The sequence below is a fragment of the Exiguobacterium mexicanum genome (genome assembly GCF_005960665.1).
In the GTDB taxonomy this organism is placed as follows: domain Bacteria; phylum Bacillota; class Bacilli; order Exiguobacteriales; family Exiguobacteriaceae; genus Exiguobacterium; species Exiguobacterium mexicanum_A.
The window spans coordinates 2,255,862-2,278,701 of record NZ_CP040676.1 but is presented as its reverse complement, the minus strand read 5'-3'; the positions used below and the strand labels follow the sequence as shown (position 1 = coordinate 2,278,701).

The 22,840-nt window shown below is 55.0% G+C and carries 16 protein-coding genes; all 16 read left to right on the top strand.

Annotated features, from left to right (window positions below):
* Nucleotides 1-12: 12 nt before the first annotated feature.
* The 16 genes from purM (at nucleotide 13) to clpB (ending at nucleotide 22,829) form a co-directional block, all read left to right on the top strand.
* The gene (gene purM, locus FED52_RS12055) at nucleotides 13-1,047 is read left to right on the top strand and encodes a phosphoribosylformylglycinamidine cyclo-ligase (RefSeq protein WP_138860024.1); all 1,035 of its coding nucleotides are present in this window, start codon (nucleotides 13-15) and stop codon (nucleotides 1,045-1,047) included.
* On the top strand, nucleotides 1,044-1,622 hold the full coding sequence (gene purN / locus FED52_RS12050; protein ID WP_138860023.1) for a phosphoribosylglycinamide formyltransferase: 579 nt from the start codon (nucleotides 1,044-1,046) through the stop codon (nucleotides 1,620-1,622). Before purM ends, purN begins: the two co-directional genes overlap by 4 nt.
* Nucleotides 1,619-3,139 carry a bifunctional phosphoribosylaminoimidazolecarboxamide formyltransferase/IMP cyclohydrolase gene (purH, locus tag FED52_RS12045; RefSeq protein ID WP_138860022.1) on the top strand — a complete coding sequence of 507 codons (1,521 nt, stop codon included), beginning with the start codon at nucleotides 1,619-1,621 and terminating at the stop codon, nucleotides 3,137-3,139. Before purN ends, purH begins: the two co-directional genes overlap by 4 nt.
* A 13-nt stretch (nucleotides 3,140-3,152) precedes the next feature.
* Nucleotides 3,153-4,406, top strand: a complete 1,254-nt coding sequence (purD, locus tag FED52_RS12040) for a phosphoribosylamine--glycine ligase (protein ID WP_138860021.1) — start codon at nucleotides 3,153-3,155, stop codon at nucleotides 4,404-4,406.
* 99 nt (nucleotides 4,407-4,505) lie between these two features.
* Entirely contained in the window at nucleotides 4,506-6,791 is a 2,286-nt protein-coding gene (locus FED52_RS12035; RefSeq protein ID WP_240731266.1) for a putative bifunctional diguanylate cyclase/phosphodiesterase, read from the top strand.
* 179 nt (nucleotides 6,792-6,970) lie between these two features.
* Nucleotides 6,971-8,713 (top strand): adenine deaminase C-terminal domain-containing protein, encoded by a 1,743-nt coding sequence (locus FED52_RS12030; protein ID WP_138860019.1) that lies wholly within the window; start codon nucleotides 6,971-6,973, stop codon nucleotides 8,711-8,713.
* A gap of 67 nt (nucleotides 8,714-8,780) precedes the next feature.
* The gene (locus FED52_RS12025; RefSeq protein WP_034781303.1) at nucleotides 8,781-9,086 is read left to right on the top strand and encodes a YerC/YecD family TrpR-related protein; all 306 of its coding nucleotides are present in this window, start codon (nucleotides 8,781-8,783) and stop codon (nucleotides 9,084-9,086) included.
* A 36-nt stretch (nucleotides 9,087-9,122) separates the two neighbouring features.
* Nucleotides 9,123-10,505 carry a TrkH family potassium uptake protein gene (locus FED52_RS12020; protein ID WP_138860018.1) on the top strand — a complete coding sequence of 461 codons (1,383 nt, stop codon included), beginning with the start codon at nucleotides 9,123-9,125 and terminating at the stop codon, nucleotides 10,503-10,505.
* A gap of 12 nt (nucleotides 10,506-10,517) precedes the next feature.
* Nucleotides 10,518-10,754: a hypothetical protein gene (locus FED52_RS12015; protein WP_138860017.1), complete on the top strand. Its 237-nt coding sequence runs from the start codon at nucleotides 10,518-10,520 to the stop codon at nucleotides 10,752-10,754.
* A gap of 93 nt (nucleotides 10,755-10,847) precedes the next feature.
* On the top strand, nucleotides 10,848-11,525 hold the full coding sequence (locus FED52_RS12010) for a geranylgeranylglyceryl/heptaprenylglyceryl phosphate synthase (RefSeq protein WP_138860016.1): 678 nt from the start codon (nucleotides 10,848-10,850) through the stop codon (nucleotides 11,523-11,525).
* A gap of 38 nt (nucleotides 11,526-11,563) precedes the next feature.
* Nucleotides 11,564-13,780 (top strand): DNA helicase PcrA, encoded by a 2,217-nt coding sequence (pcrA, locus tag FED52_RS12005; RefSeq protein ID WP_138860015.1) that lies wholly within the window; start codon nucleotides 11,564-11,566, stop codon nucleotides 13,778-13,780.
* A gap of 9 nt (nucleotides 13,781-13,789) precedes the next feature.
* Entirely contained in the window at nucleotides 13,790-15,787 is a 1,998-nt protein-coding gene (ligA, locus tag FED52_RS12000) for an NAD-dependent DNA ligase LigA (RefSeq protein WP_138860014.1), read from the top strand.
* A 240-nt stretch (nucleotides 15,788-16,027) separates the two neighbouring features.
* Complete coding sequence (locus FED52_RS11995; protein WP_138860344.1) at nucleotides 16,028-17,899, top strand: DUF7507 domain-containing protein; 1,872 nt, start codon at nucleotides 16,028-16,030, stop codon at nucleotides 17,897-17,899.
* Between the two features lie 142 nt (nucleotides 17,900-18,041).
* A complete protein-coding gene (locus FED52_RS11990; protein WP_138860013.1) occupies nucleotides 18,042-19,214 on the top strand; it encodes a CamS family sex pheromone protein in 1,173 nt (390 codons plus the stop codon).
* Between the two features lie 141 nt (nucleotides 19,215-19,355).
* Complete coding sequence (locus FED52_RS11985; protein ID WP_138860012.1) at nucleotides 19,356-20,219, top strand: DnaJ C-terminal domain-containing protein; 864 nt, start codon at nucleotides 19,356-19,358, stop codon at nucleotides 20,217-20,219.
* Nucleotides 20,220-20,237: 18 nt separating this feature from the next.
* Entirely contained in the window at nucleotides 20,238-22,829 is a 2,592-nt protein-coding gene (gene clpB, locus FED52_RS11980; RefSeq protein ID WP_138860011.1) for an ATP-dependent chaperone ClpB, read from the top strand.
* The last annotated feature ends 11 nt before the right edge of the window (nucleotides 22,830-22,840 follow it).

The following is a 22,840-nucleotide window of genomic DNA, read 5'->3' as shown; positions in this document are numbered from 1 at the left end:
GGGGGACTGACGATGAGTTTAAGATATGAACAAGCGGGTGTGAATTTAGAAGCAGGCTATGAAGCAGTATCACGCATGAAGCGTCACGTTGCACGGACGATGCGTCCAGAAGTGATGACCGGGCTCGGCAGTTTTGGGGCGATGATCGACCTCGGCTCGATGCAGTTGAAACATCCGATTCTCGTCAGCGGAACGGATGGGGTCGGCACGAAACTCAAACTCGCGTTCGCGCTCGACCAACATGATACGATTGGAATTGACTGTGTGGCGATGTGTGTCAACGACTGTCTCGTCCACGGGGCCGAACCGCTTTATTTCTTAGACTATATCGCGACCGGCAAGGCAGAACCGGCCAAACTTGAGCGCATCGTCGCAGGGGTCGCCGAAGGTTGCGTCCAAGCGGGCTGTGCCCTCGTCGGAGGCGAGACGGCCGAGATGCCGGGTATGTATCCGGACGGCGAGTACGATATCGCTGGATTCGCCGTCGGTGTCGTCGAGAAGGAAGCACTGATCGATGGACGGACAATCGAAGCGGGGGACATCGTCCTAGGTTTAGCATCATCAGGTGTCCATTCGAACGGATTCTCGCTCGTCCGCCATATCGTCGAGTCGCAAGGGCTCGCCTACACTGATGAGATCGCCATGCTCGATACGACGCTCGGGAACGCCCTTTTGTTGCCGACACGCATCTATTCCGAGGCTGCGAAAGCGGCCATCGCGACGGGGCGTGTCCAAGGCATGGCCCACATCACGGGCGGCGGTTTTTACGAGAACGTGCCACGCATGCTGCCGGAAGGCCTCGGTGTCACATTCGATGCCTCGAATTGGCCGAGCCTGCCCGTGTTCGACTGGCTCGAGCAAGTCGGGCACGTCTCGAAACAAGAGATGTTCAACGTATTCAATATGGGCATCGGCTTCATGATCACGGTCCGGCCTGAAGATGTCGAAGTCGTCGAAGCCGCACTCGAACGCGCCGGAGAGACGTCGCACCGTATCGGGAAAGTTGATGCCAAACCGGGCGTCCGCATCATGGGGGTCGACCAGTGAAAAAGTTTGCCATCTTCGCCTCCGGGTCCGGTAGCAACGCCGAAGCGATTTGGCAAGCCATCGACCGAGGCGACTTGTCAGGGGAATGTGTCCTGCTCGTCACGGACAAACCAGAAGCGAAAGTACTCGAGCGGGCGGATCGGTTCAACATCGCGAGCTTCTCGTTCGAACCGAAGGCATATGCGTCAAAAGCGGAATTCGAACAAGAGATTCTCGTCTTGTTACAGACGTTCGGCGCCGACTATATCGTCTTGGCCGGGTATATGCGGTTGATTGGGGACGTATTGCTGTCAGCATATCCGAACCGTATTATCAACATCCATCCATCGCTCTTACCGGCGTTCCCTGGAAAAGACGCCATCGGTCAGGCGCTCGCGGCGAACGTGCCGACGAGCGGTGTCACCGTTCATTACGTCGATGCCGGGATGGATACGGGACCAATCATCGCCCAACAAGACGTCGCCATCGCAGGCTGTGATGCGGCCGAAGCGGCAAGACGCATCCAAGCGGTCGAGCATCAGCTCTATCCGCACGTACTACAACAAGTGTTTATCCAACAGGAGGTTTTCAAGTGAGAGCATTACTGAGTGTGTCAGATAAAACAGGAATCGTCGAGCTCGCGCAGGCGTTGCATGAAGCGGGCATCGAACTCATTTCGACAGGCGGGACGGAAGCGGCGCTCATCGCGGCCGGTCTTCCCGTAAAAAATATCTCGGAAGTGACATCGTTCCCAGAGATGCTCGACGGTCGCGTGAAGACGCTCCATCCGCTCGTACATGGCGGACTTCTCGGACGCCGCGATTTAGATTCGCACGTCGAACAGATGAAAGACCACGACATCGAGCCAATCGACTATGTCGTCGTCAACTTGTATCCGTTCAAAGAAACGATTGCGAAAGAGAACGCGACGTATGATGAAGCGATTGAGAATATCGATATCGGCGGACCGAGCATGCTCCGTTCGGCCGCGAAAAACCATGCCAGCGTGACGGTCGTCGTTGACCCGGCCGACTACGGTCATGTGGCCGAAGCGGTTCGTGCCGGCGGGACGACGTTCGAAACACGTCAACGTCTTGCCACAAAAGCGTTCCGTCACACGGCGGCGTATGACGCCTTGATTGCCGACTATTTAGGGCGGCAGATCGGCGAGACGTTCCCGGAACAGCTCACGGTCACGTATGAAAAAGTACAAGACCTCCGTTACGGGGAAAACCCGCACCAGCAGGCAGCGTTTTATAAGACGCCGCTCTATCACGGGATGACGCTCGCGAACGCGAAGCAGCTCCATGGCAAAGAACTCTCATATAACAATATCCAAGATACGAACGCGGCGCTCGAGGCGCTCAGCGAATTGACGGAGCCGGCAGCGGTCGTCGTCAAACATATGAACCCATGTGGTGTCGCTGTCGGACAGACAATCAGCCAAGCGTTCTCAAGAGCCCATGCGGCCGATCCGGTCTCGATTTTTGGGGGCATCGTCGCCTTGAACCGTGAAGTCGATGTGGAAACGGCAGAGGCCCTCCGTAACATCTTCCTAGAAATCATTATCGCGCCATCCTTTAGCGAGGCAGCACTTGACCGATTGAAAGAGAAAAAGAATCTTCGGTTATTGACGCTCGATATGGGCCAGATGACAGGGATGCGCTTGACAGCTGTCGCGGGCGGTCTACTCGTACAAGATGGGGACGACGTCACACTCGATGATGCGTCATGCCAAATCGTGACGGACCGTCGTCCGACGGCGTCTGAATGGGAAGACTTGAAACTTGCGTGGCGTGTCGTTAAACACGTGAAATCAAACGCCATCGTCGTCGCCAAAGACGAGACGACGATCGGCATCGGTGCGGGACAGATGAACCGCGTCGGCGCGGCGAAAATCGCATTCGAACAAGCAGGGGAACGTGCTCAAGGGGCCGCTCTCGGTAGCGATGCGTTCTTCCCGATGGGGGACACGGTCGAGGCTGCGGCCGCAGCCGGGATTACGGCCATCATTCAACCAGGCGGATCAATTCGTGACGAGGAGTCGATTGAAGCGGCGAACCGTCACGGCATCACGATGGTGTTCACGTCAGTTCGACACTTCAAACATTGAGAGGAGCGATAAGATGAACGTACTCGTCATTGGACGCGGCGGGCGTGAGCACGCGCTCGCTTGGAAGTTGAGACAAGACGGACATGAGGTGTTCGTCGCTCCAGGTAATCTTAATATGGGCGACGTGACGTGTGTACCAATCGAAGAGACAGATGTCTCTGGCCTCGTCGAGTTTGCGAAGCGCGAGGCGGTTGACTGGACGATTGTTGGTCCAGAGTCGGCCCTCATGGCCGGTGTCGTCGATGTGTTTCAAGCTCATGGACAAAAAATCTTCGGACCGACGAAGGCGGCGGCGTTGCTTGAAGGCAGTAAAGCGTTTGCGAAAGAAGTGATGCGCGAAGCCAATATCCCGACCGCAGGGTACGACACGTTCACCGACGCCGAGTCAGCGCTTCGACAGATCGATCAACTCGAAGCACCGCTCGTCGTCAAAGCGGACGGACTCGCCGCCGGTAAAGGGGTGACCGTCGCGTTCACACTTGAAGAGGCGAGAGCAGCCATCCATGACATTTTCGATACCGATAAATTCGGTGACCAATCACGTGTCGTCATCGAAGAGTTTTTGGATGGAGAAGAGTTTTCGCTCATGGCGTTCGTCTCTGGGGAGCACGTTATCCCAATGATCACGTCACAAGATCATAAGCGTGCCTATGACGGAGACGCAGGACCGAACACGGGCGGTATGGGCGCCTACAGTCCGATGCCTCACTTGGATGATGCTGTGTATCAAGAGGCGGTCGAACGTGTGCTCTTCCCGCTGGCGCGGACGATGGTCGAGCGGGGCACCCCGTTTGAAGGGTTCTTGTATGCGGGCCTCATCTTGACGGCGGATGGCCCGAAAGTGATCGAGTTCAACGCTCGATTTGGCGATCCCGAGACCGAGGTCATTCTCCCGAACTTGGCATCTCCTCTCCTCGGCGTCATCGAGGCGGTCGTGGACCAAAAACTGTATCCGATTGAATGGGTAGAAGGCTATACGATTGGAGTCGTCGTCGCGGCAGAAGGCTATCCTGATCGAGCGACGACCGGGCAGATACTGTCAGGCTTCGGTGACTTACGAGATGATGTGCTCGTGTTCCATGCGGGGACGACCCGGGACGGGACCCACATCATCGGTAACGGGGGGCGATTGTTCGTCCTCACGTCGACGAAACCGACGTTGCTTGAAGCGAAGACGGCCGTCTATACGGCACTCGAACAACTTGATTTGCCACAGACGTTTTACCGGCGTGATATCGGAGGGCGGGCGTTGGCTCAGATTTTTTAAAGGATGGGTCAACCCGTCCTTTTTTTCATGCGAAAAGAAGGGAATCCGTACTTCCTGCTCTACAATAATGGAGTAGATTGAAGGAAGAAGGTGGTCGACGTGCGCATTCGGACGAAGCTCATGATTGCGGTGGCCGTGAATATAATTGTGTTTGTCGGTGTCATCTTTTTTGGGGTACGACCATATTTCATCGAGAAAAGCATGGAGCAAGATCGTCAAACGGTCGAGAGTCAAATCGCGAGCGTATCTGAGACGCTCGCCAATCGGAAGAGCACACTCGAACGCACACTCATCGACTGGGCTGTCTGGAATGATACGTACACGTTCGTGCAGCGACGAAATGCCGCTTATATCCAAAGTAACATCAGTGAACAGTCGCTCGAGAACTTGAGCGTCAACGCTATCGTCTATTTGGACAGCGAGGGGGAAGCTTTCTACTCGGCGTTTCGTTCGACAGACATGTCTTTGTCGAAAGCCGACCAACAAGCGATCATCCGGGCGGTTACCTCTCGCTTGACCAATCGGAGCGATGCACAGAACGGCATATACGCGAGTGATTTTGGCCCGATGTTATATGTCAGCCATCCGATTCTACGAAGTGACAGTAGTGGACCACGACAAGGAACGCTCATCATGCTCGAATTCGTCGATTCGACGGTCATGGCAGATATAAGTGCCCAGACGAAGATACCATTGACAATTCAGCCGGCTCGTCTAGAAGAGACAATCATCAAGAGCGGGACGGACGGGACCGATGTGGTGATCCCACTCGACACGGTGTTTCAGCAAGCGGATTATGAAGTTGGTTTCACCGTCGCGCAAACGCACTACGAAAATACGGTCACGATGTTGCGGCTCGGCATGTTCGCGCTCGTCATCCTCGGGTTCGGTCTGTTCTTCTCTTTGTTATGGACGATTCACCGGGTCGTGATTCGGCGGCTGATGGAGATCGTGAGTGAGTTGAAGATCATCACACTTGAGCGGGACAGCCGACTCCGCCTCAGTCGGGACGCGCACAGCCACGACGAAATCGAACAGATGGCGACGAGTATGAACGAGGTGCTCGCGGCACTCGAAGATACGCGCGCCGAAGTGATCGACCGGGCGTTCCGAGACGCATTGACGCTTCTTCCGAACCGGCTCGCGCTAGAAGATTATTTCTCGACCGTGCGTGGAAAGCAGGAACGGATCGGAGTGCTCGGATTGGATTTGGATGACTTCCGCCGGATCAACGACCAATACGGACATCGGACGGGTGATTCTGTTCTCATCTATCTCGCCTCACGGCTCAACTTCTATAAAGAAGACGGGTTCGTCGCTCGCATCGGTGCCGATGAGTTCATGCTCGTCCATCCGGGCTGGACACTTGACCAGCTCCAACCGGTCGCCCGGCACTTGACGAAAGACTTGAAGGACTGGGCCCATGTCAACGGTGTGAAAGGGATGGCGGCGACAATCGGCATCGATGTGTTCACCTATGCCGAGCCGCAACACACGTATGAGGTCATGATGGGGCGGCTCGACGTGGTCATTCACGAAGCGAAACTGTCAGGGAAGAACCGTGTCTTGACGTTCCAAGAAATCGAGGACGGGAGCCATTATTTGCAGACGCTCGAGATGGAACGCGATTTGCGCCATGCCCTCGAACATGATGAGTTTGAACTGTATTATCAGCCGATCGTATCGCCACGGCCGTTTGCAGTACGGGGAGTCGAGGCGCTCATTCGCTGGAATCATCCGGGCAAAGGTCAGATTTCCCCTGGCCTGTTCATCCCAGTGGCCGAGCAGCTCGGCCTTATCTCGGACTTGGGACGCTGGGTGCTCGTACAGGCGGTCACGGAGATGAAGGATCATGTGGAACGACATCACTTGTTCCTCTCGATCAACGTATCGAAACGCCAAATCGCCGACGGGTCGTTTTTAGCTTCATTGGAACACGTGCTGACCGAAACGGGATTTGACCCTCATCTCCTTCATGTCGAAATCACCGAGAGTGAGGTCGGCGGGAATCTGTATGAGCTTCAGCAGTTCATTCACGCGCTCAAAGCGATCGGCGTCAAAATCTCGCTCGATGACTTTGGTGTCGGGACATCGTCGCTCTCGTTCTTGCAGTCGCTTCAACTCGATATTATTAAAATCGATCAAAACTTTGTCAAAGGGATTCCCGAGAACACGTTCGACCGGGCCTTGCTTGAAGGGTTATATCAAACGTTCCATACACTCGGTCTCGATATCGTCACGGAAGGTGTGGAGCGTCCGGAGCAGCTCGCGTTCGTGCTCGAACATAGCAGTTCGCTCATCCAAGGTTACCATTACAGCAAACCGGTTCCGCTGGCACAACTTGAGCATTACTTGAAGAAAACGGTCACGATGTATGACTGGTGAAGACACTTCCTGCGGGAGGTGTCTTTATTTGTGTGAATTTCATGTGAATTCCGTTACAATTAGCAACATAACTTGCGACCCTTTCATAGAAAATGTAAACTTGAAACAGATGAAAGAAAACGCTTACAAAATTATTGTCTGATAATAATGGCGAGGCGATTAAGGGAGGATTGGGTTCGATGCCAACAAAACGATCGGCGCGGGCACCGTGGTCTAAAGCGATGATTCGGTCACAACTAGAAGTCGTGAGCCAAGTCAGGCCACCTTCGCTCGTATTGACGAATGCCACGTACTTGAACATGTACGTGAAGCAGTGGAAACAAGCAAATATTTGGATCGAGCATGACCGGATCGTCTATGTCGGGCCAGATGTACCGAAAGCGGCCGTCGAGACGGTGGACGTATCCGGAAAATATATCGTGCCTGGCTATATCGAGCCACATGCGCATCCATTCCAACTTTATAATCCGGCGACGCTGTCGAAGTATGCAGGCGAGCGGGGGACGACGACGCTCGTGAATGACAACATGCTTCTTTTTTTACAAAATAAGGAGCAAGCGTTTGCGCAACTCGATGCGATCCAACAGCTTCCGACGAGCACATATTGGTGGGCGCGTCTCGATACACAGACCGAGCTCGACCGGGACAGTGTCCTTGTCGATTCCGAGCGGATTCACGACTGGTTCAATCATCCGGACGTCATCATGGCCGGTGAATTGACGGCATGGCCGCGCACGTTAAAAGGCGATGACGAGATGTTGCAGTGGATGCTCGACGCGGAGACGTGCGGGCTCCCGGTCGAAGGACATTTCCCGGGTGCCTCGGCGAAGACGTTGACGAAGATGGCGCTGATGGGTGTTCACAGCGACCATGAAGCGATGGCGGCCGAAGAAGCGCTCTGCCGGCTCGAACACGGCTATACGACGACACTCCGTCATTCTTCGATTCGTCCTGACCTTCCGGGACTCATCCGTGGTCTGCTCGACGCCGGACTCGAGGCGTTCGATCATGTGATGGTCACGACAGACGGGTCGACGCCAGGATTTTATCAAGACGGGCTGCAAGACGCGCTTATCAAGATCATGATTGAGGCCGGATTGCCGCCGATTGAGGCGTACCGCATCGTGTCATTGAACGTGGCGCGACACTTTGGGCTCGATCACATCCTCGGTTCGATTGCGCCGGGACGCATCGCCCATCTCAATATTCTTGATGCGATCGACGAGCCGCGCCCGTCCGCCGTCATCGCCAAAGGGCAATGGATTTACCGGGACGGGGCATCGTTGTTCCCGAACGAGCTCGTCGATGCGGCGCTCGCGCTCATGCCGTCGACGGACGTCGACATCGAACTGACGCCGAACGATCTGTCGTTCAGCATGCCTGTCGGGCTCGATATGGTCAACTCGGTCATCATGAAACTGTTCAAAATCTCGCACGACACCGGTCAAGACGAATTGCCACGTGACGGGGACGAGTCGTTCCTCATGCTGCTCGATAAAGAAGGAAAATGGCGACTCAATACGGTACTGAAAGGATTCGCCCACGACTTTGGCGGGCTCGTCAGCTCGTATTCGATTAGTGGCGACTACTTAATCTTAGGGAAATGTAAACAAGACATGCTGACGGCGTTCGAACGGATGAAACAGCTCGGCGGCGGTATCGTCCTCGTCGACCGTGGTGAGATTATCGCGGAAATTCCGCTCCCGCTCTGTGGCATGACGTCGAAGGAGCCGATTGAACAGTTGATTGTCCAGGAAGAAGGGTTGCGGTCCGAGCTGCTCACGCGTGGTTACAAGTTTGAAGACCCAATCTATACGCTCTTGTTCTTGGCGTCGACGCACTTGCCATATGTGCGGGCCACACCGCTCGGAATTTACGAAGTGATGAAGAAACAAATACTATTTCCGGCAATTTTGCGATGAACAGTTGAGTCCGAGCCGGTCGTGCTTTAGAATGATAAAGAAGTACGATGAGAGAGGATGCTTGCGGATGCAACTCGATAAATTACGAGGACGAGAGCTCGATCAGCTGTTTGAGGCGATTTTGAAGCTCGATACACTCGAAGATTGTTATCAACTATTTGAAGATTTAGCGACCGTGAACGAAGTGCAGGCGCTCGCCCAACGGCTAGAAGTGGCCCGCCAAATTCGTGAAGGTAGCACGTACCATAAAATTGAAGAAGCGACAGGAGCTTCGACGGCCACGATTTCCCGCGTCAAGCGTTGCTTGAACTACGGGTCAGGCGGCTATGATCTTGCCCTTGAACGTCTACAACAATCAGAAGGTGACTCGTAAGAGTCATCTTGTTTTTGATGGGAGAGGAGGGGCGAGATGCAAGACAATTTTATGAAGCGAAATTTACAGCTGTTCTTTCGGAAGTTGACACCGGTCCAGACACTCGTGTTGATTTATAGCGCGGCGGTCGTGTTGGCCGTCATTTTGCTCGCTTTACCGATTGCGCGACAACCGGGCGTCACCATCACGTTCACCGATCTCGTCTTTTTCGCGGTCAGCTGTGTCAGTGTCACCGGCTTGACGCCAATCGTCGTGACGGATACGTTTTCGACGTTCGGGCTGTTCATCATCCTGTTCATCGTTCAAGTGAGCGGGGTCGGTCTGATCAGTTTGCACGTCATCATGTGGATCTTGCTCGGGAAGCGGATTGGCTTTCGCGAGCGGCAGCTGATTTTACGGGACCAGAACCAGACGTCGATGGCAGGGATTATCAAATATATCACTGAGATTGTCATCACCGTTATCACGATTGAAGCGATCGGTGCGGTGTTGCTTGGGGTCCATTACTTAAATTACTTTGATACGGCCAACGAAGCGTTCCTGCAAGGCCTGTTCGGCTCAATCAGTGCGACGACGAACGCCGGGTTCGATATCACCGGCAGTTCGCTCGCACCGTTCCGGGAAGACCCGTTCGTCATCTTTACGCAAATCGCGCTCATGACCGGTGGTGCCATCGGTTTCCCGGTCCTCGTCGAGATTCGCACATATTTGACGAACCGCATTATGCGAAAACGCGAGAATTTCCCGCGCCGCTTCTCGTTGTTTACGAAATTGACGGTATCGACGTTTTTCATCTTGATTGCGGTCGGGACCGTCGGCTTGTTTCTATTTGAATACAATAACGCCTTCAAAGAATTACCGCTCTGGCTCGCGCTCTCGGATTCCTTGTTCCAGTCCGTGACGACGCGAAACGGCGGCTTGTCGACGGTCGACGTCAACTTGTTCTCAGAAGGCAGTATGTTGCTCTTGTCGATTCTGATGTTCATCGGGGCGTCCCCGTCCTCGGTCGGTGGAGGGATTCGGACGACGACGTTCGCCGTCGCCGTGCTCGGGGTCATCGCATTCATTCGCGGGGACTCGTCCATCAAAATCTTCGGACGCGAGATCGTGCTCGAGGATATTTGGAAAGCGTTCGTCATCATCACGGTATCACTCGCCGTCCTGCTCACCGGGGTCATGGTGCTCACTTTCTTTGAACACGCATCGCTCACCCGCATCTTGTTCGAGGCGTGCTCGGCGTTCGGGACGACCGGTTTGTCGGTCGGTCTGTCGGCAGAGTTCAGTAACGTTGGAAAATGGGTACTCACGATTTTAATGTTCATCGGTCGAATCGGTGTCATCGCCTTCATCTTGATTTTGCAGCGGAGACAGCCGAAACGGATGTACAACTATCCGAAAGAATCAATCATCTTAGGCTAAGGAGCTCAGATCATGAAGGCTTTTTGGATCAATTTTGGTTACGTGTTCGCCGTCCCGGTCTTGCCGTTCATCGCGGTCGTGAACGGAACGGCGCTCTGTTCGCCCGATTCACCGTTACTTGAGATTCCAGTGCTCGGCTTCTTTTTGGCCAACCCGCTCTGGTTCATCCCGGTGTACGGATTGTTCGCACTCGTCGTCGCCAAATGGATGACGGGACGCGAACAAAAGACGCACGCGAGACGTGCTTGAGACTTGCCTCGGCAAGTCTTTTTTTGTTCAACAGATGCAAGCGACGGGAAAAATCGCTACACTAGAGAAGGTATCGAAGGGGAGGGAAGCCGAATGGATTTTCAATCGTGGCGCCACGTGTTTAAACTAGATCCGAATAAACCGCTCGATGATTCGGCGCTCGTGGCGCTCATCCGTTCGGGCACGGACGCTTTCCTCATCGGAGGGACGGACGGGGTCGATGCGGAGAACACGTTCGCGCTCTACACTCGTCTCGAAGGGTGCGGCATCCCGCTCGCGCTCGAGATGAGCCATCCCGAGCAAGTGGTTCGCGGCTTCGATCACTATTTTATTCCGACCGTCCTGAATGCAGGAACTGTCGACTGGCTCATCGGTCATCAAGTGAAGGCGTTTGAACGACACGGCCACTTGTTTCATGACCAGGTGACCGGACAAGGCTATATCGTCTTGAACCCGGACGCGAAAGTGGCCCGTGTGACCGAGGCGAAAACCGACATTTCCGTCGAAGAGGCGATCGCTTACGCAGAAGCCGGTCATCGCTTGTTCCGCTTGCCTTCGCTTTACGTGGAGTATAGCGGCACGTTCGGGTCGGTCGAACTCGTCCAAGAATTACGGCTGGCCGTGCCGGACGCCCATCTGTTTTATGGGGGCGGTATCACCGGATATGAGTCGGCCCGAATGATGGCAGAACATGTGGATACGATCGTCGTCGGCAATGTGATTTATGACAATTTCGAAGGAGCGCTTGCGACTGTCGCAGCACTCCGATAAAATAAGAACAAATGTTTGGATAGAGAAAGGAAACGATTATGTATAACTTGAGTGAAGAACTAGTCAAAGGCATGAACCCTCCGCAAGCGGAGGCGGTCAAATATACGGACGGCCCGTTGCTCATCATGGCCGGGGCGGGGTCTGGGAAAACACGTGTCTTGACGCATCGCGTCGCGTACTTGATGGCGTCGAAACAGATCGCGCCGTGGAACATTCTCGCGATTACGTTCACGAATAAAGCGGCCCGTGAGATGAAAGACCGGATCGCCCGCCTCGTCGGCGGTGTCGCGGACGATATTTGGATTTCGACGTTCCACTCGATGTGCGTCCGGATTTTGCGCCGCGACATCGATCGCATCCGCTATGACCGGAACTTCTCGATTCTCGACTCATCCGATCAGTTGACGGCAATCAAGCAAGTGCTCAAAGAGCTGAACCTTGACCCGAAAAAATATGAGCCGCGGACGCTCCTCGGCATGATCTCGAACCATAAGAACGAGCTCCGCACGCCGCAAGACGCGGCTGGACTCGTCGGTAACAACCCATACGAGAAAGTCATCTCGGACGTCTATACGGCGTATGAGAAAAAGTTGAAGCAAAACAACGTGCTCGACTTTGATGACTTGATCATGAAGGCGATTCAGCTGTTCCAAGAAGCGCCGGACGTGCTCGCGTTTTATCAGAAGAAGTTCCAATACATCCACGTCGACGAGTATCAAGATACGAACCGGGCCCAATATACGCTCGTTAAACTGCTCGCGCAAGCGCATGAGAACTTGTGTGTCGTCGGTGACTCGGACCAGTCGATCTATCGCTGGCGCGGGGCCGATATCGCCAATATCTTGACGTTTGAGAAAGATTACCCGAGTGCGCACGTCATCTTGCTCGAACAAAACTATCGGTCGACGAAACGGATTTTGGAAGCGGCGAACGGTGTCATTCAAAACAACTCGAGCCGAAAAGATAAGAAGCTATGGACCGAGAACGTCGAAGGGGAGAAACTGCTCCTTCACGTCGCCTCAGATGACCGGGATGAAGCGTTCTTTATCATCAATCAGATGAAAGAACTCCGCCAAGAGGGTGTCGATTACGGCGAAATGGCCGTTCTGTATCGGACGAACGCTCAATCGCGTGGACTTGAAGAGATGCTTCTCAAGTCGAACATCCCGTATAAGATGGTCGGCGGGACAAAGTTCTATGAACGAAAAGAAATCAAAGACATCTTGGCGTATTTGCGCTTGATCGCCAACCCGGACGAGGACATCTCCTTCGTCCGTGTCGTCAACGAACCGAAGCGCGGCATCGGCGCCGCGACGGTCGATAAGCTCGGCGACTTCGCCGGGATGCAAGGTGTGTCGCTCATGGAAGCGATTCGTGACATCGAGCTGTCGGGCATTGCCCCACGCACAGCGACGAAGCTTGCCGAGTTCCGTCAATTGATGGTCGATTTGCGTCAAATGGCCGACTACTTGTCGATTTCCGAATTGATTGAAGAAGTACTGAAGAAGTCAGGCTACGAAGAGATGCTCAAAATCGAGAAGACGCTTGAAGCCGAGAGCCGCCTCGAGAACTTGCAAGAGTTCCTCTCGGTCGCGCAAAACTTCGAGAAAGAGAGCGATGAACAAACGCTCGTCGCTTTCCTGACCGACTTGACGCTCGTCTCGGACCTCGATTCGCTCGAAGAAGTCGACGAGTTGCACCAAGTGACGCTCATGACGCTCCACTCGGCCAAAGGGCTCGAGTTCCCAGTCGTCTTCTTGATTGGGATGGAAGAAGGGCTGTTCCCACACAGCCGTGCCTTGAACGATCCGGAAGAGATGGAAGAAGAACGTCGCCTCGCCTACGTCGGGATCACACGGGCTGAGAAACGTCTCTATTTGACGCGGGCCCAGTCGCGCATGTTGTACGGGCGTTTCCAAAACAACCCGGAGTCGCGCTTCTTGCACGAGTTGCCAGAGACGCTCTTGGAGCGTTCGGGCAAAGCGAAGAAGCCGATGCCATGGAATCCGGTCGAGTCACCAGGGAAACTTCCGGTGAACGGCTTCAGTTCGAAACCGAAACCAAAACTCGCCCAGTCGTCCGGCGCCGAATCAATCGGTTGGAACGTCGGGGATAAGGCCAATCATAAAAAATGGGGACAAGGCACGGTCGTACAGACTCGTGGCGAAGGCGACCAGCTCGAACTCGATATCGCCTTCCCGGCCGTTGGCATCAAGCGCCTACTCGCCAAGTTTGCCCCAATCGAAAAAGCGTGAGGTGATTATATGGAGATGGCAGAACGCGTTGAAGCGATTCGTCAAAAGTTAAATCAATACGGGTATGAATATTATGTGCTCGACCGACCGAGCGTCCCGGATGCGGAATACGACCGTCTCATGAACGAATTGATTGAAATCGAGACGGACTATCCGGAACTCCGGAGTCCGGATTCGCCGACGCAACGTGTCGGCGGCGCCCCGCTCGACGCGTTCGTCAAAGTGACGCATGACACGCCGATGCTATCACTCGGCAACGTCTTCTCTAAAGAAGAGCTCGTCGAATGGGTCGAACGCATCGAGAAAGATCTCGGCTACAGTCCGCTCTTCGTCGCCGAGCTCAAGTTCGACGGTCTCGCCGTGTCATTGAAATACGAAGACGGTCGGCTCGTCCGTGGCGCGACGCGCGGTGACGGGACGACCGGAGAAGACATCACGCAAAACTTGAAGACGATCCGCTCGATTCCGCTTCGGTTGAACGAGGACGTCACGTTCGAGGTGCGCGGTGAGGCATATATGCCGAAACGGTCGTTCGAACATTTGAATGACGAGCGAGAACGTCTTGGGGAACCTTTATTCGCCAACCCGCGCAATGCGGCGGCAGGTTCGCTCCGACAGCTCGACTCGAAAATCGCGGCGTCGCGGAACTTGGCGTTCTTCGCCTACGGGCTCGTCTCGACGGACGACCTCGTCGCCTCGCATGACGAGTCGCTCGAATATTTGCGCCGTCTCGGCATCGCCGTCAGCCAAGAGTACACGACGTGTCATACGGCCGATGAGTTATGGGACTATATTGAAACGTATGTGACGAAGCGGTCCGAACTGCCGTATGAGATTGACGGTATCGTCATCAAAGTCGCAGCCTACGAAGAACAAGAACAGCTCGGCTTCACGGCGAAGAGTCCGCGTTGGGCCGTCGCCTATAAGTTCCCAGCCGAGGAAGTCGTGACGACGATTGAAGACGTCGACTTCAGTGTCGGGCGGACCGGGAAAGTCACGCCACGCGCACGGTTCGCACCGGTCTCGGTCGCGGGATCGACCGTGACGTATGCGACGCTCCACAACGAGGACTTCATTGTAGAGAAGGACCTCCACATCGGAGACCGTGTCGTCATCAAGAAAGCCGGGGACGTCATCCCGGCCGTCGTCTCGGCGCTCGTCAGTGAGCGTACCGGGGAGGAGACAGAAATCGTCTTCCCGACGCATTGCCCGGCCTGTGAATCTGAACTCGTGCGTTTAGAAGGAGAGGCGGACCACCGCTGCGTCAATCCCGAATGCCCGGCCCAACTGCTCGAAGGGCTGATTCATTTCGTGTCACGCCCGGCGATGAACATCGATGGGCTCGGCGAGAAAGTAATCACACAACTCCACGCGTCCGGGCTCGTTCATAACGTGGCCGACCTGTACCGTCTCGACCGGGACGCGCTCCTCGAGCTCGACCGGATGGGCGAAACGTCGGTGACGAACTTGCTCGCGGCGATTGAGCAGTCGAAACAGAACTCGCTCGAGCGCGTCTTGTTCGCGCTCGGTATCCGCCTCGTCGGACAAAAAGCGGCCGCGTTGATTGCGGAACGGTTCGAGACGATGGAAGCGGTCATGGAGGCCTCGATCGACGACTTGACGTCAATCGATGGTATCGGTACGAAGATGGCTGAATCGATCGTCTTATACTTTGAGAAGCCGGAAGCTCGTGACCTCGTCCGTGACCTCGGCGCGGCAGGTGTCAACCTGACGTTCAAAGGTACGAAACGACCGGTCGCTGACGCTGATGCGCCGCTCGCCGGAAAGACGGTCGTTTTGACCGGGAAACTGCATGAGATGACGCGCGGAGAAGCCGGTAAGCAGCTCGAATTGCTTGGTGCGAGCGTCACGGGCAGCGTCAGCAAGAACACCGATCTCCTCGTCGCCGGCGAGAAGGCTGGCTCGAAACTGACGAAAGCCGAGTCGCTCGGCATCGAAGTGTGGGATGAGGCGGCGTTGCTCGCCTTCTTGGCAGAACAATCTTGAAGGAAAGGTCTTCCGTGTGGAAGACCTTTTTTCATTGACCTAATTTTCAACTGTTTTAGGATGACGGCGGGTTCGTGGGAACGTGCGAAGGGTAATGAATAGTATCTACAAATACTTTTTGACACCAAGAACTAACACCACGACTCGCGCACAATCATCCTCTATCCCTCTCCCGTGCCGGAGCGTGTCATCGCAGACATTCGTCACAGTTTGGCAGACACCTTAGAGGAGGGGACCATCATGCGAAACACTAACCGACGCATCTTTGCACTCATCACATTCGTCCTCGTATTGATTGGCATGTGGGCACCGAATGGCGTTTACGCGAACACGACAATGACACCAACGCCAATTTATGCACAAATTGATTTGAGCCCTGAAGAAATCGAAGCGTACGACGACGCAAGCCTGATTTACGACGACGTGACGTACTACGGGGCGCGTGAATCGTCAACGATTTGGCGGTTCATGGTGGATGCGGCCGACGTTGACGTTACGACCATCGATCAAGTCACGTTATATAATGGTGAGGGCGTTCCTTATTCGTTCCCGGACGCGGTCTATGCATTTCATGTTGAGGAACTTGCGGGCGAGTCGACTGAGCCGGGTGATGACGGGACAGAGACAGTTCCAGACGTTGAAACACCGGTCGAGCCTCCGCTCGTTGAATCAGAGCCATCGCCAGAAGAACCTGTCACAGAAGAAGTGACTGCACCCTCCGCCACCCCAGTAGTTGCCATCGATCAATTGGTGCTCGGTGCCGACGGGCCAATCGAGCGTGTGTTAGGCGGAGATTTAGTGACGTATCGGCTCGTCATCGATGTGACGGGCGCCCCTGTCGAGAATTTTTCCGTATCCAACACGGTCCCGGAAGCGTTGACCGTCGTCGCGGACTCGGTTGAAGTTCTCGGTCCGGAAGGTTCGGTACCCCCGACGACCGTGAGTGGACCACCCGCCTTCGATTGGACGTTTCCGACGATACCGGTCGGGACGACGACAATCCAGTTCGATGTGTTCGCACCAGACGTGACAGATGAGACGGTGGTGACGAATACGTTTTGTATCGGTGTTGAAGGAGCAGATGAATTGATTCCGGCCGAATGTGCCGAGGCGACCGTCACGGTCGTACCGAATGAGACGATTGGCCTCGAGGTCGGTAAAGAGGCAAATATTGATCAAGCCGTCGTCGGCGGAGTGATTCCGTATACGTTCGTCATCGAGAACACAGGCGAGACGGCGCTCACGATCACCTCTATCGAAGATGAGTTCTTTAGCGGCGACATCGATGCTGATAAGGTCGAAGCATTCAATGCCGACGTGCGTGAGCAGTTGATGGCGCTCATCGGGGAGAACGGCCTCGCGGCAGGTGAACGCGTCGAGGCGACGGTCAACTTAACAATCCCGAGCGACTATGACCGGACGAACGCTCCTGAGATCGGGAACGTGTTCCGGGTCGGCGCGACCGATTCCTATGGACGGGTCGTCGATGCCGAGAGTCAACAAATCGTCTTATTGAACCAAGCTGATTTCACGGTCACGAAAGTGGCGAGCCCAGGGGCGGTGCACCCGGGCGAGGCGATTCGCTATACGTATACAATCACAAACACGTCGAATGTCACCTTGTACTTTGTCGATGTCATCGATGAATGGACGAGCGGGGCGTTGACGACCAAAGAACAGCGCGAGACGACCGAGACGCTTCGAGACGGCATGCAGGCTCTCGCTGAAGTCGAGAACGGACTCATCCCAGGTGAGGAAGTCGTGCTCGAGATGGAAAAAGTACTCTTGCCATCCTATGATGTGCGAGCGGGCGCAGTATTGACGAACCGGACGACGTTCACGTTCGAGGTCAATCGTGAAGCGCGTGTGTCCCGAACGGCCGAGGCGACGGTGCACGTGAAGCAAAGCCTTCCAAAACCGGGCAACGATAACCGTGATGACCAAGATGAATCGGTTTATGTGCCGGAACCAACGACTCCGGTGACGCCAGACCAAGCGACCCTTCCGATGACCGGCACGACAAAAACGTGGGGAACGGTACTCGGACTCGTCTTGATCGTGCTCGGGCTCTTGTTCGTGACGCATCGGCGCCGTCCATCCACAAAAGCATGATTGCAGGCGCCCTCCGACACGAGTCGGGGGGTGCTTTTCTTTGAATCGGGACTGATTCCGCTTCGACACTTTTTTCGACGGACGATTTTGTTATAATGGACGAAGTGTAACGAATCGAATCATCAAAGGAGTTCAGACATAGATGAAATGGAAACAATTGATTATCCCAGCTCTCGCCGCGACGGTTTTCCTCGGCGGGTGCTCGATGAAAATCCCGATGGGGGAAGAGGATGTCACACCGACGGGTGAAGAGACGGCAGCCGAAGGCGTCACAGAAGCGATTCAAGCGCGTGATTCATATTACCAGATGGTCATTCCATTTAAACCGGCGGCAGCCCGAGGTTTGGCCCAGCGCCAAGTGAGCTCATCGCTCGAACTTGAAGAAGTGGAGCTCGGCCTCATGCGTCACTCGACCGGCGCGTTCAAACCGGAAAACTATGCGTATCAAGAAGGACAGCTGTTGACGAGCGAAGATGTCTCGCGTCTGCTTGGCCGTAAAGACAAGACGGCAGAAGGGCTCGTCCCGCTCAACCCGGCGTATGCGAACGGCACGGCCGAAGTGGCTGAAGACCAATTCGTCGAGGAGAATAAAAAGTCGCCACTCTATTTGGCGTCGCTCGTCGAACAGAACTATATGACGAAAACGGATAACGGCTATCAACTCGGCGGTGTTTCGTTCGCTTTGATTTTGAACCGGGAGTACGTGTTCCAAGCGCCGAATTTCGGTCCGACGTATACGGAAAAGTTGGACGAGAAGAAAGTCATCGCTGAAGGAGAGCGTATGGCGAATGAACTCGTCGCCCAACTGCGCAAGCGCGAGGACTTCAAAGATCTCGATATCAACGTCGCATTGTATATGAAAGCGTCGCAAGGGTCACCGACGCCGGGGAACTATGTCAAATCGGCATTCGTTGGCACGGCTGGCGAGGTGACGGCGAGTGATTGGAAAGATGTCGACGAGACGTATTATTACTTCCCGTCCGCCAAAGCGACGACGGAAGTGCGCGATGACGCTCAAAAATTCTCCCTCTTCAGCGACCGAATCGCTGATGTGTTCCCAGATTTCAGCGGGATGATCGGGAAAGGTTTTTATCAGAACGGGGAATTGTCACGGATTGAGATCGATATTCCGATCCAGTTCTATAGCCGGGCCGAACTCGTCGGCTTCACGCAGCACGTCGTCGGCCTGCTCGAGAACCGCTGGGAATACAACCGGAACGTACCCGTCCGAATCAACGTCACCTCGCTCGGTGGCGAACAAGAAGTGACGATCGTGTTTGAAGAGGGCATGGATAGTCCGAAAGTATATTTCTAACCGATAAGAAGGCATCGTGATGAAACGAATGCCTTCTTTTTTTCGTATGACTAGTAACGAGGAAATTCTTTGACCTTCTTTGACCAAATAGGTAGAATAGACTTAACAGAATCGGGAAAGGGATAGGTGAGGTGAAACGAGATGGCAAAAAACTATTATGATGTCCTTGGCGTGCCGAAGCAGGCATCCGACCAAGACATAAAACGAGCGTATCGAAAGTTGGCAAAACAATACCATCCGGACGTGAATAAAGACCCGGGTGCCCAAGACAAGTTCAAAGCAATCCAAGAGGCTTTTGACGTGTTGAGCGATCCTGACAAAAAAGCGAACTATGACCGTTACGGAAGTCCGGAAGGGCCGACGTTCGGCGGAGGGTACAGCGGTGATGGGTACGGGGAAGGATCGGCCCAATTCGAGGACTTGTTCCGTCAATTCGGCGGTGGGTCACGAACGACGTCGCGCACATTCGGTTTTGAGGATATGTTCGGCAGCTTCTTTGACCAGGCGGTCGAAGAAGACCTCGATGAGACGGTCCGAGTCAATGTCCCGCTCAGTCAATTGACGAGTGAGGCCAAAGTGAGCCTGCGCCTACAGACGGGGACGGTCAACGTCAAAATCCCGCAAGGCGCCCATGAAGGACAAAAGCTGCGGCTCAAAGGCAAGAGCAGTAAAGTCGGACAGTCGGGCGATCGAGGCGATGTGTACGTCGAGCTCCACTTCACCGATGACGACACGTACCGGCGCGAAGGGGCGAACGTCATCACCGTCAAACGGTTGCGTCCGCTCGCTTTCCTCGACGGCGCGGAAGTCGTCGTGGCGACACTCGATGGTGGTCGGGTCAAGCTGAAAGTCAAACCGGGGTCGCGGCCTGGTCAACGGATGCGCATCCCGGGACGTGGATTCATGACCGCTTCGAAAGTCCGATCGGATCTATTCGTCCAACTTGAAGTCGATTTGCCGCTAGACGCCGCCCACCGATCTGTTTACGAACAACTCGAACGCTGAGCCTAAGGAGGAAGCAGAATGGATTTCAATCGATTTACCGATAAAGCACATGAAGGCATCGTCAGCTCGCAGGCACTTGCGAAACAGTACCACCATAGCGAGATGAACGAATGGCACGTCTTGGCGTCGATGATCTCACAAACGGACGGCATCGCGCCGCTCCTACTGCAAAAAATGGAACTGAGCGTCGCCGATATCGAGGCCGAGGTCGCGATGGCGCTCAAGAATGCACCGAAACTTCAAACGCCGACGACGCCGATGATCTCGGCCTCGCTGTTGAACGTGTTGACGACGGCGGAACGTGAAGCGACAGGGATGAGCGATGAATACGTCTCGGTCGAGCATATTCTGCTTGGAATCATCATGAACAAGAGTCAAGCACAGAACATGCTCGAACGCAAAGGTGTGACCGAGGAGAGATTGCGTGAGGCACTCGTCGCCGTCCGGGGCAATCGACGGATTACGTCGAAATCACCGGAAGCGACGTATGACGTCTTGACGAAGTATGGACGCGACTTGATCCAAGAAGTGAAGACCGGAAAAATCGATCCCGTCATCGGGCGCGATAGCGAGATTCGGCGTGTCATCCGCATCTTGAGCCGGAAGACGAAAAACAACCCGGTCTTGATCGGGGAACCGGGCGTCGGGAAAACGGCGATCGTCGAAGGGCTCGCCCAACGCATCGTCCGCGGCGACGTGCCGGAGAGCCTGAAAGACAAGACGATTTTCAGTCTCGATATGAGTTCGCTCGTCGCCGGGGCCAAATATCGCGGCGAGTTCGAAGAGCGGCTCCAAGCCGTCTTGAACGAAGTGAAAGAAGCGGAAGGGAAAATCATCCTCTTCATCGATGAACTGCACACGATCGTCGGGGCTGGTAAGTCCGAAGGCGCGATGGACGCCGGGAACATGCTCAAACCGATGCTCGCCCGCGGTGAACTCCACTGTATCGGTGCGACGACACTCGATGAATATCGGCAATATATTGAGAAAGATCCAGCGCTCGAGCGCCGCTTCCAACAAGTGCTCGTCGACGAACCGGACGTCGAAGACACGGTGTCAATCTTGCGTGGATTAAAAGAGCGCTTCGAGATTCACCACGGTGTCCGCATTCACGACAACGCGCTCGTCGCAGCGGCCGTGTTATCGAACCGCTATATCACCGACCGGTTCATGCCGGACAAGGCGATCGACCTCGTCGACGAATCGTGTGCGATGATTCGGACGGAGATGGAATCGATGCCGGCCGAGCTCGATGAACTCGTGCGCCGCGTCATGCAACTCGAAATCGAAGAGGCGGCCCTGAAGAAAGAGAGCGATGATGCCTCGAAGAAACGACTCGATGCGTTGCAGCAAGAACTCGCCTCGATCCGCGAACAGTCGGACGCGCTCCGACTCCGCTGGGAAAACGAGAAAGAGTCGACCCATCGTGTCCAACATATCCGTGGGGATTTAGAAAAAGTGAAACTTGAACTGCAAGAAGCCGAGAGCCGTTACGATTTGAACCGGGCCTCCGAGCTCAAATATGGCCGCATCCCGGAACTCGAGCGCGAGCTTGCAGAAGCAGAGCGGCTCGCTGGTTCGGTGACACGTGAACTCGTCCGGGAAGAAGTGACCGAGGAAGAGATTGCCGAGGTCGTCTCGAAATGGACGGGCATCCCTGTGACGAAATTGACCGAAGGAGAACGAGATAAGTTGCTCAACCTCGAGACGGTACTTCATCAACGCGTCTTCGGACAAGACGATGCGATTCGGCTCGTCAGCGACGCCGTCATTCGGGCTCGGGCCGGCATCAAAGATCCGAACCGTCCGATCGGCTCGTTCTTGTTCCTCGGACCGACCGGTGTCGGGAAGACCGAGCTCGGGAAAGCGCTCGCCGAAGCGATGTTCGACTCGGAGGACCATATCGTTCGCCTCGACATGAGCGAGTATATGGAGAAACACGCTGTGTCGCGTCTCGTCGGGGCACCTCCGGGTTATATCGGCTATGAAGAAGGCGGCCAGTTGACGGAAGCGGTCCGCCGCAACCCGTACTCGGTTCTCCTGCTCGACGAGGTCGAGAAAGCGCACGCCGATGTGTTCAACATCTTGCTGCAACTGCTCGACGACGGTCGCTTGACCGACTCACACGGGCGTGTCGTCGACTTCAAAAACACGATCGTCATCATGACGTCGAATATCGGGGCCGACATCTTGCTCGAAGCGGCGAAAGATGGCGTGATCGATCAGGCGGAAGAACGCCAAGTCATCGAGCGGCTCCGCCGCCACTTCCGTCCCGAGTTTTTAAACCGGGTTGATGAGACGATTTTGTTCCATCCGCTCACGCGGGCTCAAATCGGCCAAATCGTCGAAAAAGCGGTCGCACGCATGGGCAGTCGCTTGACGGCGCGCTCGATTCAAATCGAGATCACGGATGCCGCGAAGGTATTCATCGCCGATGAGGCGTATGAGCCACAGTTCGGGGCCCGTCCAATCAACCGGTACGTACAACGGACGATTGAGACGAAACTCGCCCGTAGCATTCTCGCCGGAGACATCGAGGACGGCCAGACAGTCGTCATCGACGTCGAGAACGACGAGTTGACGCTTCGTCCCGCGACGGTCACTCACTGAATCACAAAAGA

Bases quoted from the DNA above. Each gene is read 5' to 3' on its own strand.
- FED52_RS12010 (WP_138860016.1), top strand. From the start codon at position 10,848: ATGGATTTTCAATCGTGGCGCCACGTGTTTAAACTAGATCCGAATAAA.
- pcrA (WP_138860015.1), top strand. From the start codon at position 11,564: ATGTATAACTTGAGTGAAGAACTAGTCAAAGGCATGAACCCTCCGCAA.
- FED52_RS12025 (WP_034781303.1), top strand. From the start codon at position 8,781: ATGCAACTCGATAAATTACGAGGACGAGAGCTCGATCAGCTGTTTGAG.
- FED52_RS12020 (WP_138860018.1), top strand. From the start codon at position 9,123: ATGCAAGACAATTTTATGAAGCGAAATTTACAGCTGTTCTTTCGGAAG.
- FED52_RS11995 (WP_138860344.1), top strand. From the start codon at position 16,028: ATGCGAAACACTAACCGACGCATCTTTGCACTCATCACATTCGTCCTC.
- FED52_RS11985 (WP_138860012.1), top strand. From the start codon at position 19,356: ATGGCAAAAAACTATTATGATGTCCTTGGCGTGCCGAAGCAGGCATCC.
- FED52_RS12030 (WP_138860019.1), top strand. From the start codon at position 6,971: ATGCCAACAAAACGATCGGCGCGGGCACCGTGGTCTAAAGCGATGATT.
- clpB (WP_138860011.1), top strand. From the start codon at position 20,238: ATGGATTTCAATCGATTTACCGATAAAGCACATGAAGGCATCGTCAGC.
- ligA (WP_138860014.1), top strand. From the start codon at position 13,790: ATGGAGATGGCAGAACGCGTTGAAGCGATTCGTCAAAAGTTAAATCAA.
- purM (WP_138860024.1), top strand. From the start codon at position 13: ATGAGTTTAAGATATGAACAAGCGGGTGTGAATTTAGAAGCAGGCTAT.
- FED52_RS11990 (WP_138860013.1), top strand. From the start codon at position 18,042: ATGAAATGGAAACAATTGATTATCCCAGCTCTCGCCGCGACGGTTTTC.
- FED52_RS12015 (WP_138860017.1), top strand. From the start codon at position 10,518: ATGAAGGCTTTTTGGATCAATTTTGGTTACGTGTTCGCCGTCCCGGTC.
- purD (WP_138860021.1), top strand. From the start codon at position 3,153: ATGAACGTACTCGTCATTGGACGCGGCGGGCGTGAGCACGCGCTCGCT.